Consider the following 19371-nt stretch of genomic DNA (forward strand, 5'->3'; position numbering starts at 1 on the left):
TTTGTGACATAATACGTAATAGCACAGGATATGAATGATGTATGGAGGTATCAACCAATGAGTGACCCGTTACGCGTAGGAATTATTGGCGCCGGAGGCATTTCTCGGGGGGCTCATCTCCCGAACTATCAAAAATGTGGTGAGCGTGTAAATGTGGTGGCCATTGCTGATGTGGCAAAAGATCGTGCTGTCGCTTTAGCTGAGGAATTTTCTATTCCTCATGCGTTCGGCAGTTTTGAGGAAATGCTTACCGAAGTAGATCTTGACGCTGTCAGCGTATGTGTTCCAAATAAATTTCATGCCCCTGCGGTTATTGCAGCCTTAGAAGCAGGCTGTCACGTACTTTGTGAAAAGCCACCGGCAATGACCGTTGCCGAGGCAGAGCAAATGGCGAAGACAGCAGAAAAAGCAGGGAAGATTCTCACCTATGGCTTCCATTATCGCCATCAACCTGAAGTGGAAACTTTAAAACGCTTCACAGAGGCAGGCGAACTGGGGGACATTTATTCTGCCAGAGTTCATGCGATCCGTCGTCGAGGGATCCCAGGCTGGGGCGTCTTTACGAATAAAGAACTTCAAGGTGGAGGTCCGCTTATTGACATCGGAGTGCATATGTTAGATGCCGCTCTTTACTTAATGGGCTACCCCGAACCTGAAAGTGTTTATGGAAGAACCCATCAAAAGCTTGGCAATCGTAAAGGTGTGGGTCTTATGGGCGATTGGGATTGGGAGAACTTCTCAATTGAAGATATGGCTATTGCAATGGTGACGTTCAAGAATGGTGCCACTCTAGTTTTAGAGACTGCGTTTGCCGCTAATGTTGAAAAAGCAGATGTGATGCAAGTGTCGTTAATGGGGGATAAAGGTGGAGCCGATGTGTTCCCTCTTAAAATTTATCAAGAGAAGCATGAGACATTGCTGGATGTTACTCCTGCATATTTGCCTAAAAAGGGTGGACATGAACTCGAAGTCCAGCGTTTTGTTGAATGCTGTCTGAATGGCACAACGCCTGTGAGTGTTCCTGAACAAGGTGTTGCTCTTCAAAAGATCATCAATGGGATTTACGAATCCGCCGATACAGGTGAAGTTGTTCGATTTTAAAAAGAAACTTTAAAGCGTATCTTCTTACGAAAAGTCGTAAGAGATACGCTTTTTTTATGCCAGAATTATAACTTGCAGATGACCTTATAAGAGCAACTTTGGTTGGGTACAATCTAATGTGTGAAGGTATGCCCCAACACAAGGTTGTGCTTAGCGAAGCGGTGAAGTGCAAGCTCGCCAGGTTTTCTAATATCTTATAAAAAGTCAGGTCAGCACATTCATGCTCTTAAAATTTCAACGCAGGCATCCACTCTTTCATATGTTGAGTGACCTTTTTATATAAAGAGGGGGCGTCTTTTAGCCCGTAATTTCCGGCCTTAGAAAGGGGAATAATATGATAATCCTTCTGATCGACCCAAGTAGGTGTAAATGTAGGATCAGAAACTTTAATGGTTGTTTTGGAATCTGTAATAACTTTATCAATCTTTAATTCTAATATCCCCGCTAACTTGCGATTGAGTTCATCTTGACCTGAAAGGAAATTCCCTAACGAATATGCGACAAAGGTTTTGTGACCAGATTTCCCCTTGACCCAAGCCAAAGGTTGAAGGACATGGGGATGATTTCCAATAATGATATCAACACCTTCATCAGCAAGAGCTTGGACTAATTGCTTCTGATCAGCATTGGGCATCGTTTCATATTCCTGACCAAAATGAAGGGCAACAACCACAACATCTGATTTCTTTTTTGCTGCCTTTACATCCTTTTTAATGGTGGGGAGATCAATTCTGTTGACGAGATACTCTTTATTTTTAGGCGTCGGAATGCCATTTGTCCCATAGGTATAGGCCAAAAAGGCAAATTTAATATCATTTTTCTCCACGATACGGAGTGTGTTGCGATCCTTTTCGGATAAAAAGCTTCCCGTATGAACCATTCCGATTTTGTCCCAGTAATGAATAGCGTTTTGAATGGCTTTCTCACCATGATCTAAAGTATGGTTATTGGCCATCGTAACAACATCGAACCCAGTATCCTTTAAAGCATCTCCGATTTCAAAGGGACTATTAAATGCAGGATAAGTAGAGAGTCCGATGGATTCCCCACCCATCATAGATTCTTGATTGGCAACGGCTATATCAGCTGAGGAAAGGATAGGTTTAACCTCTTCGAACATCGGTCTGAAATCGTAACCATTTTTTGTTTTAGCTTTTTCGTAGACTTGAGAATGAATCAGAACATCGCCAACGGCAGCCAAAGTGACCGTCCTATCAATGGTTTTATGAGGTTGTGCAGAGGTCAAAACAGAGGGTATATTTTGCGTCTGTTGTGATTCTTCAGAATGCGTAAAGAAAATAACAAGCACCCCAATAGAGGCAGCCAACATTAGACCATATAGTACGACCCACTTATAACGCATACAAAATTCCCCCATAAAATGACAAAATACACTCGGTTCATTATAGCAAAAATAAGGTGTAAGCGCTAAAAATATTAAGAAACAGATTTATAACATTTGTTACAATTGATATAGATTGCGATGTAACGGGTAGGTGTCCCAAATAAAAGTAAGGCAAACAAAAGAACGCTGTGCTTGCACTAAAGAAGGAGCAGGCTAACAAAAGAAGCGTCTCACTTTCAAAAGCCATCTGCAACTTCCAAATGGTGCACGCATAAAGGCTGAAACTAACAAAACAACACTGCGCTTGCACTAAAGACAGCTTCTTCTAACAAAAAAGCGTCACAACAATCAAGTAAGTGATTGGAGCGTAAGGCGCGAGACTCCTTCGGGAGTAGCACGAGTCCGAAGATCCACTTGGGAACCAATCATCCATTCCCAAGTTAGCTGAGGCCACTAAGGACGATCGGTTAAATCGTCACGTCCTGTGACAACACCGATCCTACCCACGTCCTGTGGGCATGAGGAAAGCGAGCGACCTGGAGCGGAAATCACACATTATCAGCTCCGCCCCCCTACCCGTTACGTCGCAATTTCCTTCAACTCCTCAAATTCATGTCCTCTAAGAAAGCACCTTTTCCTAGAAAAAGGTCTTTAATAGAAACATAACTCTAGAAACCTAAATAATGACAAAAAATAATTCAGAAACCTCTTTTTTCTTTATGCGTATTAGTATATGATGGGAAAAACATACTATTTTCTACATTGAAGGGAGAGAAGTGAGTGAGTGAAGCAATTATTCAAGTTCGCCATCTAACTAAACGAATTAAACAAAAAAATTTAGTTGAAGATCTAAACTTTGATATACATAGAGGAGAAATTTTAGGCTTCTTGGGACCCAATGGTGCTGGAAAAACAACGACAATGCGGATGATGCTGGGTTTGACATCCATTACAGAAGGAGACGTGACCATTGGGGGACACAGCATTAAAACAGAAAAAGAACAGGCACTTGAACGTGTTGGAGGGATTGTTGAGAATCCAGAAATGTACAAGTTCCTCACGGGTTTAGATAATCTGAAACATTTTCAACGCATGTACCGCGATATTCCTGACTCCCGAATTGCGGATGTTGTAGAGATGGTCAAGCTCACTGACGCTATAAAGAATAAAGTGAAAACTTATTCACTAGGTATGCGTCAACGTTTAGGCATTGCTCAAGCCTTACTCCATTCTCCAGACGTTCTAATTCTAGATGAACCTACAAATGGTTTGGATCCATCTGGCATTCGTGAATTACGAGATTATTTAAAGGTATTGGCGTCGAATGAAAATATCGCGATTTTTATTTCGAGCCACCTTTTGAGTGAAATAGAAATGATTTGTGACCGTGTATTAATTATTCAAAAGGGTAAACTTACCGATAGTCAAGTCGTCAATGAAACACAAGAGACGCAACAGGTGGTTGCCTTTGAAGTTGATCAAAAGCAAAAGGCAATAGAGGTTCTAGGCAAAACCTTTGCTCATTTAACGTTCACTGAGGCCGATGAGGTGCTATTGGTAGAAACAGATCGAGAAACTATACCTAAGCTCAATGCGACTTTAACTCAGCATAACATTAAAGTGTATGGCATCAAGGGCGTGCAGAAAAGCTTGGAAGATAGATTCCTTGAACTGACAGGAGGGAATCCATCATAATGCGAGGACTTCGTTTAATTCAAAATGAGACAATTAAAATATATAAGCGAAAAGTTTTTTGGATTATGCTTATTATTCTTATCGCGATTTCAATATTATGGGCATTTATAGCCCTTAAAACTGCAGAAGATCATAGTCATTGGAAGCAGGACTTACAAGCTCAGAATTCAGCTGATAGCAAACTTGAGGAAAAAGCCGATCAAGATATGGCAGCGATCACCGAACAGAAAAATGAAATGGCAATGAATAAATATCGGTTAGAGCATAACATAAAGCCGCTTTATAGCAATACGGTGATGGGCTTTGTAGATTCTAGCACAGAAATTGCGAGTATTATTTCTATTTTTCTAGTGATCATTGGGGGAAGTATTGTTTCGCAAGAGTATTCTTGGGGAACGATGAAGATGCTGTTAATCCGTCCCATACATCGATGGAAAATCTTACTCTCTAAATTTCTGAGTGTTGTCCTCATTGGCATTGCTTATTTAATGATTAATTTTATCATTTCCTTTATTGTAGGATTGATTTTCTTTGGCGGTGATTTTGGGTCAACGCGCTTCTTATATGAGCACCATAATATGGTTCAAGATGTTTCCGTCTTTTTCCACTTGTTACAAGTCTATGGATCACATCTTGCGGACATTATTGTCATTACCGCTTTTGCGTTTATGATTTCAACCTTATTCAAGAGTAACGCTTTGGCTATCGGGCTGAGTATCGCCATCTATTATGGAGGAAATCTTGTGAGCGTTATACTCTCAGCTTTTAATGAAGAAATTCCTAAATATATCTTCTTCTTAAACTTAGGACTCTATGACCATTATGTGGGTGGGGGCTCACCACTTGTTCATACTTCAGTTACTTTCTCTGCTTGTATATTAGCTGTGTATTTTATCCTTTTTATGCTGATTTCTTTGCTCGTATTTGAGAAAAGAGATGTCGCTGAGTAAACGGTATATAAGAAAGACCTCTGCTTTTCTCCATAATGTGAAGTTAAGAAGAGGTCTTGTTTTTTAAAAGGGTAAGAAGGGACGGAATTCCCGATGTTGTAAGAGTGAAGCGTCTTGCTTGCTACTTTAAGCAACTGAGGTGCTGACGACATGTTTTGTCCGCAGGCCCACCCTTTTTTCAGGGCCTAAGCAAAAGACTAGATGTTCTTCATCTTATCCGGTTTCTCTTAAATAAAATAATAAAAGGGAGAGGGTCTCATGCAGTTTAAAGAAAATGACACGATTATTTTTATTGGAGACAGCATCACGGAGGATGGCCGCTTTGAAGATAGTGAAGGATTAGGCCAAGGGTACGTTCGACTTCTACATGATTATTTTATGGTGACGCAGCCTGAGCTTAAAGTAAATGTCGTGAATAAAGGGGTTGGTGGCAATAGAGTGACTGACTTGGAAGCCCGATGGCAGACGGATGTCATTGATGAGCAACCTGATTGGCTTTCCGTTTCAATTGGAATCAACGATGTTTGGCGGCAATTGGATAGCCCAGAGTTAGCACAAGTTTATCCGGAGGATTTTGAGATTATTTATCGAAAACTATTAAAAGAAACACGTGAAAAGACGCAGGCCCGCTTAATTTTAATGGAGGCAACAGTCATAGACGAAGATCTGACTTCAGAAGGGAATCAGCGCCTGATCCCCTATCATGACATTGTACGGAAACTTGCAAAAGAATTTGATGCCTTATTGATTCCTGAGAATGTCAGCTTTCAAAAGGTGATCAAAGCACAACCAGGGAAGCCTTTAACAACAGATGGTGTCCACATGACGTCCATCGGCAGAATGCTAATGGCAATGACGTGGGCCAAAGCTTTTGCTGAGGCGTAAACTAGAAGTCTCTTATTCTAACAGTGGTTTATCTCTTCGTTCGCTAGGGTAATATAGTGAATATAAGGAGGGAGAAATCATGGCAGAACAAAGGCAGCGTGAATGTGAGAAGAGACCTTCCTATACCTTTGATGAAGATCGCATGATAGATGAAGGTCTAGCAGGGGGAAAAGTCGAAACAGAATATGAAAGCCCTGCCATTGACGAATCAAGACCTCTAAAGAAGGACGTAAAACCAAAAGGACCAAAGAAAGAAAAAGGACCTGTCATTAAAAAATATGAATAATAAGGTGCGGGTTTGCACCAAGGGCATGCGGGAAAACCTAGTGTTTTTCCGCATATGTATTTAGGAGGAAAACGTCTAAGTTTGTGTTGACGAAGAATCAAAAAGGACAGAAAATATAGAGAGTAATAAGTAAGAAACGGTCATTTGGAAAATCAACGATCAGGATGGATGAGGTTAGCATGAAGCTTAATTCAGATTTAGCCCGAAAAATTGTGAAAGAAGCACGTTCTTCAATAGATGAACATTTTATTATTGTTGATACAACGAGTCGAATCATTGCCTCTAGCGAACCTGAACGTATAGGAGAATTTCATGAGGGTGCCAAGATGGCAATTGCTGAAGACCGGGTCGTTCATATTCATCCTAAAGATGTCGCTCAGCTCAAGGGTGTTAAACCGGGGATAAACATGCCGATTAAGTTTAATAACATGGTGATTGGTGTAATTGGAATCACAGGCTATCCAGAAGATGTTCGCCCCTTTGCTGACATTATTCGACGCTTGACGGAGCTTTTTATTAAAGAAGCGATCCATGCTGAACAACTTTCTGCCCGTAATCGTGGCATTGAGTCTTATATTTATGAGTGGGTGCATAGGGAGACTATTGATTCATCATTTATAGAGCGTGGAGAGATCTTGGGGATATCCATTGATTCATCCTACGGTCTTTTACTATGTCGTTTGGAAGGATTAGCAGCCTCAAGTCAAGGAAAAAGAGAACCTATCACTTCTATGGGAAATTCTCAGTTAGAGGAACAGTTGAGGGCCTGGTTTGTAGCTGATTTTAATTCTAAAGAAGACATGATGATTCGTTGGGGAAAGGATGGCTTTTTATTCCTGATCCAAGAACCACGATTTCAAACTCAACGTCTCAAGAAAGTGTTAGAAAAATGGCATCGCCAACTTCAACGCTCTTCCCTTTTTCTTAGAGCTGGCCTTTCAAAACAATGCCATAAGAGAAGTCTCAAAGTTAGTTTTAATGAAGCACAAAAAGCGCTGAACTCAACAAGCCATAACGTCCCCATTACTTTGTATGAACATCTACGGTTGGATATTTTACTTCAAGAGTTAAATATTGACGTCATTCAGGCTTATTTAAACGTAACACTTAAGCCTATAGAGAATGATTCCACTCTCCTTTTAACATTAATGACCTATTTCGCTGAAGAGATGTCCATTACTCAAGCAGCTGAGGCCTTACACGTTCATATAAATACACTTCATTACCGTCTTAACAAAATTGCCAAGCTGACAAATATTAATCTAAAAACAACGGAGGGGATCGTCCTTGCCTATCTTGCGCTCCGTTTATCGAATGAACAAAAGCATCAAACGAAAATGTAAATCACAACAACGGTTGTGATTTTTTACTTATAATGCTTTCCTCGATAAAGTGATTCTACTTTCATGGGGAAGTGGTTGATGTGACACTATTCTCCGTTTACCAACACGTTTGGAGCTCTTATTGTTTATTCATCTAAATAAAATTTAAAAAAGTGTGTTTTTATTGTAGATTTAAACATAGTCAGGCAGATGTCTTTTTTCTATACTTTAGTCAAAAGCGATAACAGAATCTTCTAGACTATAACAATGCCTAGGCATACGGTTTTTGAAGTTCACGAGTGGAGGGATAGTCATGATTGAAAGCGCTATAAAAGAGCGGTTAGTAGCCGCATTAGGTGCAGAGTATGTCCTGGATTCAAATGAGAGTAAACTTGTCTATTCATATGATGCAACGCCAGGCATGCAAGCGATGCCAGATGTTATTGTATTTCCCGGATCAACAGAGGATGTTCAAAGGATTGTGAAGATATGTCAGGAAACAGGGACCCCCATAGTGGCAAGAGGTTCGGGGACAAATTTGTCAGGAGGAACCTGTCCGCTGGAAGGCGGTGTGGTCATCACCTTTCAACGCATGAATCATATTCTTGAATTAGATGAGGAGAATTTGACACTTACGGTTCAACCCGGCGTGATTACCCAGGACATGATTAAGTATGTTGAAAAAAACGGGTTATTTTATCCACCAGACCCCAGCTCGATGAAGATTTCAACAATAGGGGGAAATATCGCTGAAAACTCTGGTGGTTTGCGGGGATTAAAATACGGGGTGACGCGTGATTATGTTTTAGGACTAACGGCAGTCTTGGCCAATGGTGAAGTGATTAGAACGGGGGGGAAGCTCGCTAAGGATGTTGCGGGTTACGATATGACGCGATTATTAGTGGGCTCTGAGGGAACGTTGGCGGTGATCACCGAAGCTATTCTGAAACTTATCCCTATGCCAGAGACGAAGAAAACATTGCTAGCTGTCTACGAAGATATGGATCAAGCGGCACAATCCGTATCGGCTATTATTGCCCATAAAATTATTCCGACGACACTAGAGTTCTTAGATCAAGCGACAATAAAAGTTGTTGAAGCCTTTGCACATGTAGGATTGCCAACAGAAGCGGGTGCGGTTTTATTAATTGAGCAGGATGGAGCCCCTGAAGTGGTGGACCGTGATATCGAAAAGATGGCGAAGCTTTGCCAAGAGCTGGGGGCGAGTTCAGTCGAAAAGGCAAATTCCGAAGAAGAAGCGGATGCGTTAAGGTCGGCGCGACGGGCTGCCCTATCCGCTTGTGCAAGGCTAAAACCAACGACCATATTAGAGGACGCTACCGTTCCTCGCTCTAAGGTCGCTGAAATGGTGCGAGCGATCAATGAGATTACTGAAAAGTATGGGCTGGAGGTTTGTACCTTTGGTCATGCAGGAGACGGCAATCTGCATCCGACATTTTTAACGGATGCTCGAAACACCGAAGAAATGGCGAGAGTTGAGCAGGCTTTTGGAGAGATTTTTGCCAAGGCAATCGCGCTAGGAGGCACCATTACAGGCGAACATGGTGTAGGTGCAATGAAGGCCCCTTATTTGGAATGGAAGGTTGGAAAAGCGGGGATAGGTGCAATGCGAGCAATCAAGACGGCTCTTGATCCCCATAACCTTTTGAATCCGGGGAAATTATTCTCTGAATCGGCAGAGGGGGTCTTTTCATGAGTGGTAAACCCACAAAGCCAAAAGAAAGATCCGCTATTCAGCAGGCTTTTAAAGAAAGATTAGATGAAAATGAATTGATGAATTGTATGCGGTGTGGTTTTTGTTTACCCGCCTGTCCGACCTACCTTGAAACCCAAAAAGAAGCAGCCTCACCGCGTGGTCGAATTGCTTTAATGAAGGCAGTCTATGATGGAAAAATAGAACCCGATGATGACGTTCAGGATCAACTCGATTTATGTCTGGGCTGTCGTGCCTGTGAACCTGTATGTCCTTCTGGTGTTAAATATGGTCACCTATTAGAACAGGCTCGTGGAGCAATTAATGAAAATAAAAAGAAATCACTTAAGGAAAAAGCGATTCGTCGCTTAGTTTTCAGAGATCTTTTTCCTCATCAAAAAAGGATGCGGCAAGTCACAGGACTTATTCGACTCTATCAAAGAAGTGGCTTAAAAAAACTTGCTGAGGCGACAGGCGCCCTTCAGCTTTTACCTGAGGGAATGCGAGACATGCAACATATTTTGCCGCCCATTGTATCTGCAAAGAGAATGAAAGCTCGACCTGTACATTTAAAGGCTGTAACGCCTCATTATCATGTTAAGACGACAGTGAATGGGCGTCCTGTAAAAGTAGAAAAGGGAAAAATCGATTTTCAAGCTGCAACAGCTGAGGGAGAGAGCCCTAGATCCAAGCCCATTGAATCCACAAAGCGTGTCGCCTTTTTTGCAGGGTGCTTAATGGACACAATGTTTTTAGAAACGAATAATGCCACAATGAAATTGCTTCAACTTGCAGGTTGTGACATTGTTAATCCACCTCGTCAAGCCTGTTGTGGAGCTTTACATGGGCATTCAGGAGAACTTCAGGGGGCTCATGAGCTTGCTAAACGAAACATTCAAGCTTTTGAAGACTTAGATGTGGATTATATCGTGACCAATGCCGGAGGGTGTGGCGCCTTTCTTATCGATTACGATCATCTTTTAAAAGATGATCCGGAATGGAGCGCACGTGCTAAGCAGTTCGTCGAAAAGATTAAAGACATTTCTGTTATTCTATTAGAAAGTGGATTTTTAGATAAGATTGATTTAAGGCTGCCCTCACAAAGAGTCACATATCAGGATTCTTGTCACTTGCGGAATGTGATGGGAACAGGGACTGCACCAAGGCAACTGCTGCGTTCCATTGAGGGCGTTGACTATCATGAATTAAAAGAAGCAGATGTCTGCTGCGGGTCTGCCGGGATCTATAATCTCATACAAGAAGAAATGGCTACACAGCTTATCGATCGAAAAATGGCCCATGTCAAAGACATTGCCCCTCAAGTGATTGTGACCTCTAATCCAGGGTGCCTCCTACAAATGAAGCTCGGGATTAAGCGGGCAGGATTGGAAGGAAAAATGGAGGCCGTTCATCTTGTCGATCTGCTATTAAAAAGTGTCGATCCAAATCTTTTTGAAAGTTTGGATGAAGGGGAGGTGACTCAGTGATGGTTGATTATTATGTCGCTATTGATGGTGGGGGGACAAAAACGGATGCCGTTCTTTTTGACCATACAGGGCATATTCATCATCGTGTGATTGGTGAAAGTACCAATCCGAACGCTCCAACTCAAGAACAATTAACCGAGCGTTTCAAATCGATTTTTAATGCACTCTTCTTAAGTCATAAAGCCAATATTTCTAGTCTGAAGCATTGTTTTGCTGGGATGTCGGGCGCCGATCATCCAGTACTCAACGATCGCATTCGCCAGATCATTCAAGGAACACTCCCAGTACCTGCTGAACGTGTCCAAGTCGAAAATGATGCCGTCAACGCGCTGTGGAGTGGGACGGAAGGCAAGGAAGGCATGGTGGTCATAGCCGGAACCGGGTCCATTCTTTATGGCCGGTATGCTAATGGTGAAAGTTTTAGAATCGGAGGCTGGGGACATCTTGTTAGCGATGAAGGCAGTGGCTATCATATTGGTCGAGAAGCCGTAGCCTATGCACTAAAAGCTCATGATGGTTTGCGGGAAAAAGGCGTATTGTTCGAAAGCCTTTTAAAGCATTTCCAGATTGAAAAAATGTCCGATGTTATCCCATTGATTTATGATGATCCCAAACCCGCACTGGCTGGGGTGGTCCCGATTGTAGATAAAGCAACTGCTCAAGGAGATCCTGTGGCCCAACAAATCATGGAGACGGCGATTCAGGCATTATTGGAATTAATCCATGCTGGGCTAGATCACTTTAACCAGAAACGCATTTCAATAGTAGCAACCGGAGGGATATGGAAATCCGAAACCATCTACAACAATGTAAGGGATCAAATAGAGCAGCCGCTCATCCGTCCTGAAGTTCCCCCAGTTTATGGGTCTATGATCGGGGCGTTAGGGGAAGCAGGAGAGAATAACACATTCACTACACTTAAAAAACTACTCATGACCAAGTAAATTCTCTTTCAAGTCCATCATGTTTTATTTTAAGATGTAGACTGCTGGCGCTATAGATCAAGAGTGTATTTAAAAGGGTCACCTTTAATGGGGGAGATCCTTTTTTAATTTAGTAATTCTCGCCACGGGTAAGAAAATAGGCTACTAGTCACTTCCTTTGTTAGTAGGAGGATCATCGGAAACAAGTTTAAATCGTTATATATATATTGTATAGTATTATTAGAATTTAAAAATATATCAAGTATGACAGTTTCGAACAACATCTAAAGAGGAGTGACCAAAAAAATGGTGACACTAAAAGTTGGAGTTATAGGTGGCGGGAGCATTTCTCAAATGCATCTACAATCCTATGATAAGAATGAAAGAGTAGAGCTTGTGGCAATCTGTGATATCAATGAGACACGTGCAAAGGCGAAAGCCGAAAAATTTGGGATCAAGAAAGTATACACAGATTACCAACAATTACTGGCAGATTCGGAAATAGAGGCTGTCAGCATTTGCACATGGAATAACTCTCATCATGAAATTGCCATCGCTGCATTACAGGCGGGCAAGAATGTATTAGTGGAAAAACCGATGACAACGTCCATCGAAAAGGCTCAAAAGGTGGAAGAAGCTGTAAAAGCAAGTGGGAAAATACTTCAAGTGGGGTTTGTTCGCCGATACGATAAAAATGTTGAAATGCTGAAGGCATTCATAGAGTCTGGAGATCTTGGCGACATTTATTATGCGAAGGCTTCATACTTACGTCGATTCGGTAACCCAGGAGGCTGGTTCTCTGATAAAAAGAGATCAGGTGGTGGCCCGCTCATTGATCTTGGGGTACATGTCATTGATATTTGCTGGTATTTAATGGGCTGCCCAAAAGTAAAATCTGTCAGTGGAAATACATACTTTAAACTCGGTAACCGCGCCAATATTAAGAATCTATCAAGCTACAAGTCTGCAGACTATGATCCGACTAAAAATGATGTAGAAGACATGGCGAATGCAATGATTCGCTTTGAAAACGGGGCTTCGCTTGTTGTTGATGTTAGCTTCACGCTCCATGCAAAGAAAGATGAGACCTCCGTGAAAATTTTTGGTGATAAAGGCGGCGCAGAAGTTGAGCCAGAATTATGCATCATAACCGAAAATCACAACACTATTTTGAATTCAACCCCACAAGTAGATCAACATTCCTTTGATATGGATCAAGGGTTTCAGAATGAAATTGATCATTTTGTAAGGTGTTGCTTAGACGGTGTAGATACTCTCAGCCCTGTTCAGGATGGGGTTGAAATGACAAAAATTTTGTGTGGCATATACGAGTCGGCAGAACAAGGAAAAGAGATCATTTTTAGCACGGAAGATTAAGCCCTTACAGGAGGAAAAAATCAATGAAAATAGGATTGAGTACGTATAGTTTGGTCAGAGAAATAAGAAGTGGAAAAATGAGTGTCCTAGATGTCATTCAATGGGCCGCAGATAATGGTGCTGAACATGTTGAAATTGTTCCTTTTGGCTTTACTTTAGTTGATAATCCTGAACTGATTGATGCCGTTCGCCAAAAGGCTGAAGAAGTCGGTATTGAGTTGTCTAATTATGCTATATTGTCTAACTTTACCCAAGAAGATGATGAAGAGTACGAAAAAGAAATTGCTCGCGTCATGAAAGAAGTGGATGTGGCGCATCGTCTTGGAGTGAAACTCATGCGTCACGATGTAGCTTGGGTGCCAACACCACCAGATAAAGAAGGAGGCATGGCAGGATTAGTGATGTATGATGAGACGGTCAATATTGAGAGGTTTGAACGTGAATTGCCACGCATGGCCTCCGCTTGTCAACGTATTGCCGATTATGCCGCTTCCTATGGCATTACAACGAGTGTCGAGAATCATTTGTATTTTGTACAGGCGAGTGACCGCGTCCAACGATTGATTCAGGCAGTCAATAGGCCAAATTATAAAACGACCTTAGATGTAGGGAACTTTATGTGTGTAGAAGAAAATAGTGTCGTTGGGGTTAGGAAAAATCTCAAATATGCTTCAATGATTCATTTAAAAGATATGTATTTCCGCACGAAACACAATCCTGGAGAAGGTTGGTTCCCAACTTCGCACGGGAATTATTTACGCGGCGCTATTTTTGGTAATGGCGATATCGATACTTGGGAAATTATGCGCCTGATCAAGGAATTTGGCTATGAAGGCTATGCTTCGATTGAATTTGAAGGGATCGAGGAGTGTAAAATGGGGGCACGCGTAAGCATGGAGAATGCCCGTAGAATGTGGGAAGAAGTTTAATCTATTATGAGGTGAGTTCAATTCATTCAACAATTCGCCATCTTTTTTGGAGCTGAATCAATTCATTTTATTTAAATAACTAACCCATTTTAAACGGGTGAATAAATGAAAATCACTTTGACCGAACCATGATCCGGATATTTTACTGGATTATGGTTCGGTTTTATTTAAGAAGTAAGAAATCATGATCATCAAATAGGTGTTGATTTCCACTCTTGGCTGCTCGTTTTCCTCATGCCCACACGACTAAGGAAAGCTGCTAAGAGAATCATCCTCGCAGAAAAAATCGCGTTTTCACGATTTTTTGATGTGGGTAGGGTCAACGTTCGACGCACCATCGGGGTCCCCGAAAAGTGTTCTTTACTTTTTGGGGTGGTAATCGGGGTCCCCGAAAAGTGTTCTTTACTTTTTGGGGTGGTTGAGGTGCTAGCTTCAACGTTGTCACACGGATGTGACGGTTTTAGTCGAAGTCCCTTAATGACGTGACGCTTTTAGCCGATCGTCCTTAGTGGCCACAGCTCATTTTGGAATGGATGATTTATGTTCCAAAGTATTTATGATTAAAAGTCACATGTTCCTGCGTCTACTCGTATCGCTTCGTCGTCAGCTTTCTCGGAACAACTCGACGTTTATTCGTGATGTAACGCTGGCCCCGTTCCTGAAGGACTCTAGTTTAGGCATCCGTGAGTCAGCGGCGCTGAGGAACACACTATGTCCGAAGTGTTCCGAGTCTCGCGCCTTCCGTTCCAATCAACTGGATGGCTGACGGTGCATTTTTGTAAAAACATTTTAGTGCTCAACTGAATGAGGACCGGGCACGCTTTTGCCTGTTTTTTCTTATTGCTCAGGAAATTAAACCCAAAGTTTTAAATACGAGGTAAGGAAATCTGACAATTCTATAGACTTCAAAAAGGCGGAGCTGTACAATGCAAGTATGAAATAAAATTTTAAATATAAAAATAATACTTGACATAAAAAACCACAACGCTCATAATAAACTTTATAAAACGCTTACATAAAGGAGAAAAAGATGCTAAGTGGTGGACTGTCAAGATTAAAGGAAGTGAACCAAAGCTTAAATCCTTCCGAACAAAAAGCAGCAAAATACATTATTAAATACCCGGAAAAAATGGTCGAAATGACTGTCAGTGATTTAGCAGAGGCCAGTGGCTCAAGCCAATCGGCCATCATAAGATTATGCAAAAGTCTGGGTTTAAAAGGATATCAAGATCTCAAGCTTAGAGTAGCCGGCGATTTGCAAGATGATCGCTCACATGGGGACGAATATAAAGAAATTCGTCCTGAAAGTGGCTTGAAAACCATCATGACTTCGGTATCAAACAATAATATTTATTCGATTAACGAAACCTTGAAACTATTGGATATAGATCAATTACAAAAGGTGATTGATCTCGTCAAGCAAGCGCAACGCATTGATTTTTACGGAACAGGGGCTTCTCAATTAGTGGCCCAAGATGCTCAGCACAAGTTTATGAGAATTAACAAGGTTTGTACTGCATACGCAGACACTCACTTGCAACTGACTTCAGCGGTGACCTTAACAGAAAATGATGTGGCTTTTGCCATCTCTAATTCAGGGGAAACACGCCAAATTATAGAAAGTATAAAAGCCGCAAAGGAGGCGGGAGCAAAGACAATAGGGATGACGCGCTATGGAAACAGTACGTTAGGCAGTTTAGTTGATATTCATATTCAAACCCTTTCTGCAGAGTCAGACATCCGAAGTGCCGCCACATCTTCTAGAATTGTTCAATTGAATATTTTAGACATCCTTTACGTCGCCATTGCCAGCCAAAATTACGACGAGTCCATACATTATCTCAATCGCTCGAGAGAAGCCATTAAAAAGAGTTTTAAAGTGAAGTAGGAGGATACAATGACAGCGATAACAGGTTTAAAACGCGTCGATGAGTTTCTTAAGCAAATGATAGAAGAGCAGCAAATTCCAGGCGCTGTATATGCGGTTGTTAATGAGCATGAAGTCCTTGCTGAAAATGCTATTGGTTATTCGCATTTAAAAGAGAAAATCCCCATGACTTTAGAAACATTATTCGATCTAGCGTCTCTAACTAAGATTTGTGCGACATTACCTAGTCTATTGTTATTGATCGAACAGGGATTCATTGAAATCGATGACCCTATTCAAAGGTATTTTCCTGAGGGGCAAAGTCATGTGACAGTCAGACACCTTCTTACACACACTTCAGGATTCACAGCAACAGTCCCTTTTTATAAATATGGTTGGACAAAGAATCAAATATTAGATTACATCCTCTCAGAACAGCCCATCCCAGATCAAAAAGTAGTCTACAGTGATTTGAATTTTATTCTTTTAGGTTTTTTAATTGAAAAGATAACTGAACAATCACTCGATGTATTTACACAAAAGAATATTTATCAGCCACTTGGTATGGTTCATACAACCTTTAATCCACAAACAGATTTAACGACAATTGCACCAACAGAATGGCGACCAGAAAAAAGCAACTATCAATGGGGAGAAGTGCATGATGAAAATGCCTATCATCTAAAAGGTGTGGCAGGTCATGCTGGACTGTTTTCAAATCTGCATGATCTCAAAATATATGTTCAAATGTTAATAAGATCTGGAACTTACGGAGACGGAAAGCCGTTTCTATCTCCTAGGACATTAAAAGTCAGTCAGCGTAATTATACGCAAAGTCTTAATCTCAATCGTGGATTGGGCTGGCAATTAGGAGATGATACGTACTCACCTGCTGGCTATTTTCTATCAAAGAATAGCTATGGTCATACGGGCTTTACGGGAACATCCCTATGGATAGACCCAGAGAAGAATATAGGCTTGATCTTACTTGCAAACAGAGTTCACATCAGCCGAGAAATTAATATGAATCGCATGAGAAGAGTATTTCACAATATTGTGAGTGCAGCATTTTATTAATTTTTTTTGGTTGTTATGAAATAAATTTTCACTATAAATATAACTTGATGAAATTAATTTCTACGGAGGGATTTCTAATGACAGACAAAAAACATTTAATGATTGTTGATGCACATTGTGGTGATGGTGAGTTACAAGTGGGAGCTATTGCAGCAAAATATGCAAAAGCAGGGCATAAGGTAACATTCCTTCATCTGACAGCCGGTGAGAAGGGCAATCCACCAAATGTATCTGTGGAAGATTATCGAAAGCAAAAAATACGTGAGTCAGAAGAGGCATGTGCAATATTGGGCGCTGAATGTATCACACTTGAATATAAAGATGCTGAAGTTAAGGTTGACGAAGAAACAATTACTCGGATTGCTACTTTATTAAGACAGCATAAGCCAAATCTTGTGCTAACTCATTGGGTGAACAGTATTCATTCAGATCATTCTAATGTGCCTAAGATTGTTGAGGCAGCTCAACTTAAAGCCGGTCTGCCTGGATTCGATTTAGAGGGTTATCCTGCTCATTATTATAGTTTCTTGCACAGTGAGAATTGGGAGGACATGGAAGGGTATGAACCAGATATTTTTGTAGATGTTTCAGATGTATTTGATGTTTATTTAGAGGCATTATCTAAATTTTGGTTTGTTATGAATTCAAAAGACTTTAGATATTTTGATTACTATAAAGCACTTGGGACTGTAAGAGGATGCCAAAATCGATCAACATTTGCACAGACGCTTAAGTTCCCTGTAGGTGGAAACGTAAGAAGAGGAAAAGAGATCCCAGGTTTTCCATTGTGAAATCCTATGGAAGAAGTGAAGTAGATGGATAAACAGGAATTGGTGTCAAAGATTGGCCAGATGTTAGTTGTTGGATTTCCAGGAAAGATCCTTTCGGATGATGTGAAAAAACTCATTCATGACTATAGAGTAGGAAATTTTATTCTCTTCAGTCGAAATATTGGCACACCTGATGAAGTTCAAGAACTTACCGCCTCTTTACAATTGGAGGCAGAGAAGGCAGGGCATTTTGCTCCCTTATTAATTTCTATTGATCAAGAAAATGGTATTGTAAGTCGCCTTAAATATCCAGCTACGGCTTTCCCAGGGGCCATGAGTTTAGGTGCTATCCATGATTCATCCACTGCCAAACAAATTGGATATGCCACTGGGCTGGAACTAAAAGAATTAGGGGTGAATTGGAATTTAGCGCCAGACGTTGATGTTAATAATAACCCAAATAATCCAGTCATCAATGTAAGGTCTTTTGGAGAAGACCCCGGTCAAGTAGCTGAATTGGGTAGCTCATGGATGAAGGGGATTCAAATGGCAGGAGTCGCAACAACGATGAAGCATTTTCCTGGGCATGGCGATACAAATGTTGATTCACATTTAGATCTTCCTAGAATAGATCATTCGTTCAGTAGACTAAAAAAGGTTGAATTGGTACCGTTCATTGAAGGAATTAGGAATAATGTCGATTGTATCATGAGTGCTCATATCTACTTTTCATCGCTCGAAAAAAGAGTTGGCCGACCGGCTACTTTATCAAATAATATTTTAACGGGGTTATTACGAGAAACGTTAGGTTTTGAAGGAGTAATTACAACAGATTGTCTTGAAATGAATGCAATTAAGAGTAAATTCGGAGTAGCAAGTGGGGCTGTTGAAGCAATACAAGCTGGAGCTGATATTGCGATGATTTCTCACACCTATCAATATCAGGTTGAAGCAATTAAAGGACTATTAAATGCTATAAAAGAAGAAAAGATTTCAATTGAGCATTTAGAGCAATCAGTTAGGCGGGTTTTTAAACTAAAACATAAATATACTTATTCAGAAAAAGGAAAGGAGATGAAAGGAAAATTTAAATATATTGGTAGCTTGGAACATCAAGAATTAGCTGATCGAACATATAAAAGAAGTGTTAGTAATATGATTCAAACGACTAAATTGAAGATTTTAGATAGAGATTCAAAGGTATTAGCAATTTACCAAAAACAAAAAGGCCACTCGCAAGTTGAAGATAGAGAATCCTTATCAACTATCACGAGTTCCCTAAGGAAATATCCAGCTAATATTGATGGGTATGAAGTTGATTTCTCTACAATGGATAACATTGATTCTTATTTGGAAGATAAAAGTAAAGATTATGATGACATAATTATTTTTATGGCATATTTACAACCAGATGATAGGTACTTAAATATGATTAAGCCACTAGTTAGTCAACCAAATTCGACTGTTATTTCCCTAAGAGGACCCTTTTCGTTAAAACAATTAGGTAGTATAGATAATGCTATTTGTGTGTACGACGATAACGTGTCTGCAATTTGTTCAGCCTTGGATGTTGTGTATGGAAAAAACCAAGCAACAGGTTTAGTACCAATTAGCGTTTAAAAAATTTTTTAAGGAGACCTTTC

Annotated in this window: 16 protein-coding genes; 15 read left to right on the top strand and 1 reads right to left on the bottom strand. The window is 40.8% G+C overall.

Features of this window, described 5'->3' with window-relative positions; translation table 11 throughout:
• The first annotated feature begins 57 nt into the window (after positions 1–57).
• On the top strand, positions 58–1101 hold the full coding sequence (locus IEV91_RS03160) for a Gfo/Idh/MocA family protein (protein ID WP_188495957.1): 1044 nt from the start codon (positions 58–60) through the stop codon (positions 1099–1101).
• 226 nt (positions 1102–1327) lie between these two features.
• Here IEV91_RS03160 and IEV91_RS03165 read toward each other — a convergent pair whose 3' ends face one another.
• A complete protein-coding gene (locus IEV91_RS03165) occupies positions 1328–2464 on the bottom strand; it encodes a CapA family protein (protein WP_188495958.1) in 1137 nt (378 codons plus the stop codon).
• Between the two features lie 762 nt (positions 2465–3226).
• On the opposite strand from IEV91_RS03165, the gene IEV91_RS03170 reads away from it, so the two are divergent.
• The 14 genes from IEV91_RS03170 (at position 3227) to IEV91_RS03235 (ending at position 19348) form a co-directional block, all read left to right on the top strand.
• Entirely contained in the window at positions 3227–4141 is a 915-nt protein-coding gene (locus IEV91_RS03170) for an ABC transporter ATP-binding protein (protein ID WP_188495959.1), read from the top strand.
• Entirely contained in the window at positions 4141–5091 is a 951-nt protein-coding gene (locus tag IEV91_RS03175; RefSeq protein WP_188495960.1) for an ABC transporter permease, read from the top strand. The genes IEV91_RS03170 and IEV91_RS03175 overlap by 1 nt, the downstream gene beginning before the upstream one ends.
• A 258-nt stretch (positions 5092–5349) precedes the next feature.
• Entirely contained in the window at positions 5350–5976 is a 627-nt protein-coding gene (locus tag IEV91_RS03180) for an SGNH/GDSL hydrolase family protein (protein WP_188495961.1), read from the top strand.
• 79 nt (positions 5977–6055) lie between these two features.
• Entirely contained in the window at positions 6056–6262 is a 207-nt protein-coding gene (locus IEV91_RS03185; protein ID WP_188495962.1) for a hypothetical protein, read from the top strand.
• Between the two features lie 179 nt (positions 6263–6441).
• Entirely contained in the window at positions 6442–7605 is a 1164-nt protein-coding gene (locus IEV91_RS03190) for a CdaR family transcriptional regulator (protein ID WP_188495963.1), read from the top strand.
• A gap of 292 nt (positions 7606–7897) precedes the next feature.
• Positions 7898–9301 (top strand): glycolate oxidase subunit GlcD, encoded by a 1404-nt coding sequence (gene glcD, locus IEV91_RS03195; RefSeq protein WP_188495964.1) that lies wholly within the window; start codon positions 7898–7900, stop codon positions 9299–9301.
• The gene (locus IEV91_RS22040) at positions 9298–10785 is read left to right on the top strand and encodes a (Fe-S)-binding protein (protein WP_229745376.1); all 1488 of its coding nucleotides are present in this window, start codon (positions 9298–9300) and stop codon (positions 10783–10785) included. The genes glcD and IEV91_RS22040 overlap by 4 nt, the downstream gene beginning before the upstream one ends.
• Positions 10785–11729 carry an N-acetylglucosamine kinase gene (locus IEV91_RS03205; RefSeq protein ID WP_229745384.1) on the top strand — a complete coding sequence of 315 codons (945 nt, stop codon included), beginning with the start codon at positions 10785–10787 and terminating at the stop codon, positions 11727–11729. Before IEV91_RS22040 ends, IEV91_RS03205 begins: the two co-directional genes overlap by 1 nt.
• 285 nt (positions 11730–12014) lie before the next feature.
• Positions 12015–13085 (top strand): Gfo/Idh/MocA family protein, encoded by a 1071-nt coding sequence (locus IEV91_RS03210; RefSeq protein WP_188495966.1) that lies wholly within the window; start codon positions 12015–12017, stop codon positions 13083–13085.
• 23 nt (positions 13086–13108) lie between these two features.
• Positions 13109–14014, top strand: coding sequence for a sugar phosphate isomerase/epimerase family protein (locus tag IEV91_RS03215; protein WP_188495967.1), 906 nt, complete (start codon positions 13109–13111; stop codon positions 14012–14014).
• Between the two features lie 1030 nt (positions 14015–15044).
• Positions 15045–15902, top strand: a complete 858-nt coding sequence (locus IEV91_RS03220) for a MurR/RpiR family transcriptional regulator (protein WP_188495968.1) — start codon at positions 15045–15047, stop codon at positions 15900–15902.
• A gap of 9 nt (positions 15903–15911) precedes the next feature.
• Positions 15912–16958 (top strand): serine hydrolase domain-containing protein, encoded by a 1047-nt coding sequence (locus IEV91_RS03225; RefSeq protein ID WP_188495969.1) that lies wholly within the window; start codon positions 15912–15914, stop codon positions 16956–16958.
• A 77-nt stretch (positions 16959–17035) separates the two neighbouring features.
• Positions 17036–17749, top strand: a complete 714-nt coding sequence (locus IEV91_RS03230) for a PIG-L deacetylase family protein (RefSeq protein ID WP_188495970.1) — start codon at positions 17036–17038, stop codon at positions 17747–17749.
• A gap of 24 nt (positions 17750–17773) precedes the next feature.
• On the top strand, positions 17774–19348 hold the full coding sequence (locus IEV91_RS03235; RefSeq protein WP_188495971.1) for a glycoside hydrolase family 3 protein: 1575 nt from the start codon (positions 17774–17776) through the stop codon (positions 19346–19348).
• Positions 19349–19371: the final 23 nt, after the last annotated feature.

This window comes from Pullulanibacillus pueri (genome assembly GCF_014639255.1).
GTDB classification, from domain to species: Bacteria; Bacillota; Bacilli; order Bacillales; family Sporolactobacillaceae; genus Pullulanibacillus; species Pullulanibacillus pueri.

What these genes read in the sequence shown, in the direction of transcription:
- IEV91_RS03160 (WP_188495957.1), top strand. Translation starts at nt 58, where the DNA reads ATGAGTGACCCGTTACGCGTAGGAATTATTGGCGCCGGAGGCATTTCT.
- IEV91_RS03165 (WP_188495958.1), bottom strand. Translation starts at nt 2,464, where the DNA reads ATGCGTTATAAGTGGGTCGTACTATATGGTCTAATGTTGGCTGCCTCT.
- IEV91_RS03175 (WP_188495960.1), top strand. Translation starts at nt 4,141, where the DNA reads ATGCGAGGACTTCGTTTAATTCAAAATGAGACAATTAAAATATATAAG.
- IEV91_RS03180 (WP_188495961.1), top strand. Translation starts at nt 5,350, where the DNA reads ATGCAGTTTAAAGAAAATGACACGATTATTTTTATTGGAGACAGCATC.
- IEV91_RS03185 (WP_188495962.1), top strand. Translation starts at nt 6,056, where the DNA reads ATGGCAGAACAAAGGCAGCGTGAATGTGAGAAGAGACCTTCCTATACC.
- IEV91_RS03190 (WP_188495963.1), top strand. Translation starts at nt 6,442, where the DNA reads ATGAAGCTTAATTCAGATTTAGCCCGAAAAATTGTGAAAGAAGCACGT.
- glcD (WP_188495964.1), top strand. Translation starts at nt 7,898, where the DNA reads ATGATTGAAAGCGCTATAAAAGAGCGGTTAGTAGCCGCATTAGGTGCA.
- IEV91_RS22040 (WP_229745376.1), top strand. Translation starts at nt 9,298, where the DNA reads ATGAGTGGTAAACCCACAAAGCCAAAAGAAAGATCCGCTATTCAGCAG.
- IEV91_RS03205 (WP_229745384.1), top strand. Translation starts at nt 10,785, where the DNA reads ATGGTTGATTATTATGTCGCTATTGATGGTGGGGGGACAAAAACGGAT.
- IEV91_RS03210 (WP_188495966.1), top strand. Translation starts at nt 12,015, where the DNA reads ATGGTGACACTAAAAGTTGGAGTTATAGGTGGCGGGAGCATTTCTCAA.
- IEV91_RS03215 (WP_188495967.1), top strand. Translation starts at nt 13,109, where the DNA reads ATGAAAATAGGATTGAGTACGTATAGTTTGGTCAGAGAAATAAGAAGT.
- IEV91_RS03220 (WP_188495968.1), top strand. Translation starts at nt 15,045, where the DNA reads ATGCTAAGTGGTGGACTGTCAAGATTAAAGGAAGTGAACCAAAGCTTA.
- IEV91_RS03225 (WP_188495969.1), top strand. Translation starts at nt 15,912, where the DNA reads ATGACAGCGATAACAGGTTTAAAACGCGTCGATGAGTTTCTTAAGCAA.
- IEV91_RS03230 (WP_188495970.1), top strand. Translation starts at nt 17,036, where the DNA reads ATGACAGACAAAAAACATTTAATGATTGTTGATGCACATTGTGGTGAT.
- IEV91_RS03235 (WP_188495971.1), top strand. Translation starts at nt 17,774, where the DNA reads ATGGATAAACAGGAATTGGTGTCAAAGATTGGCCAGATGTTAGTTGTT.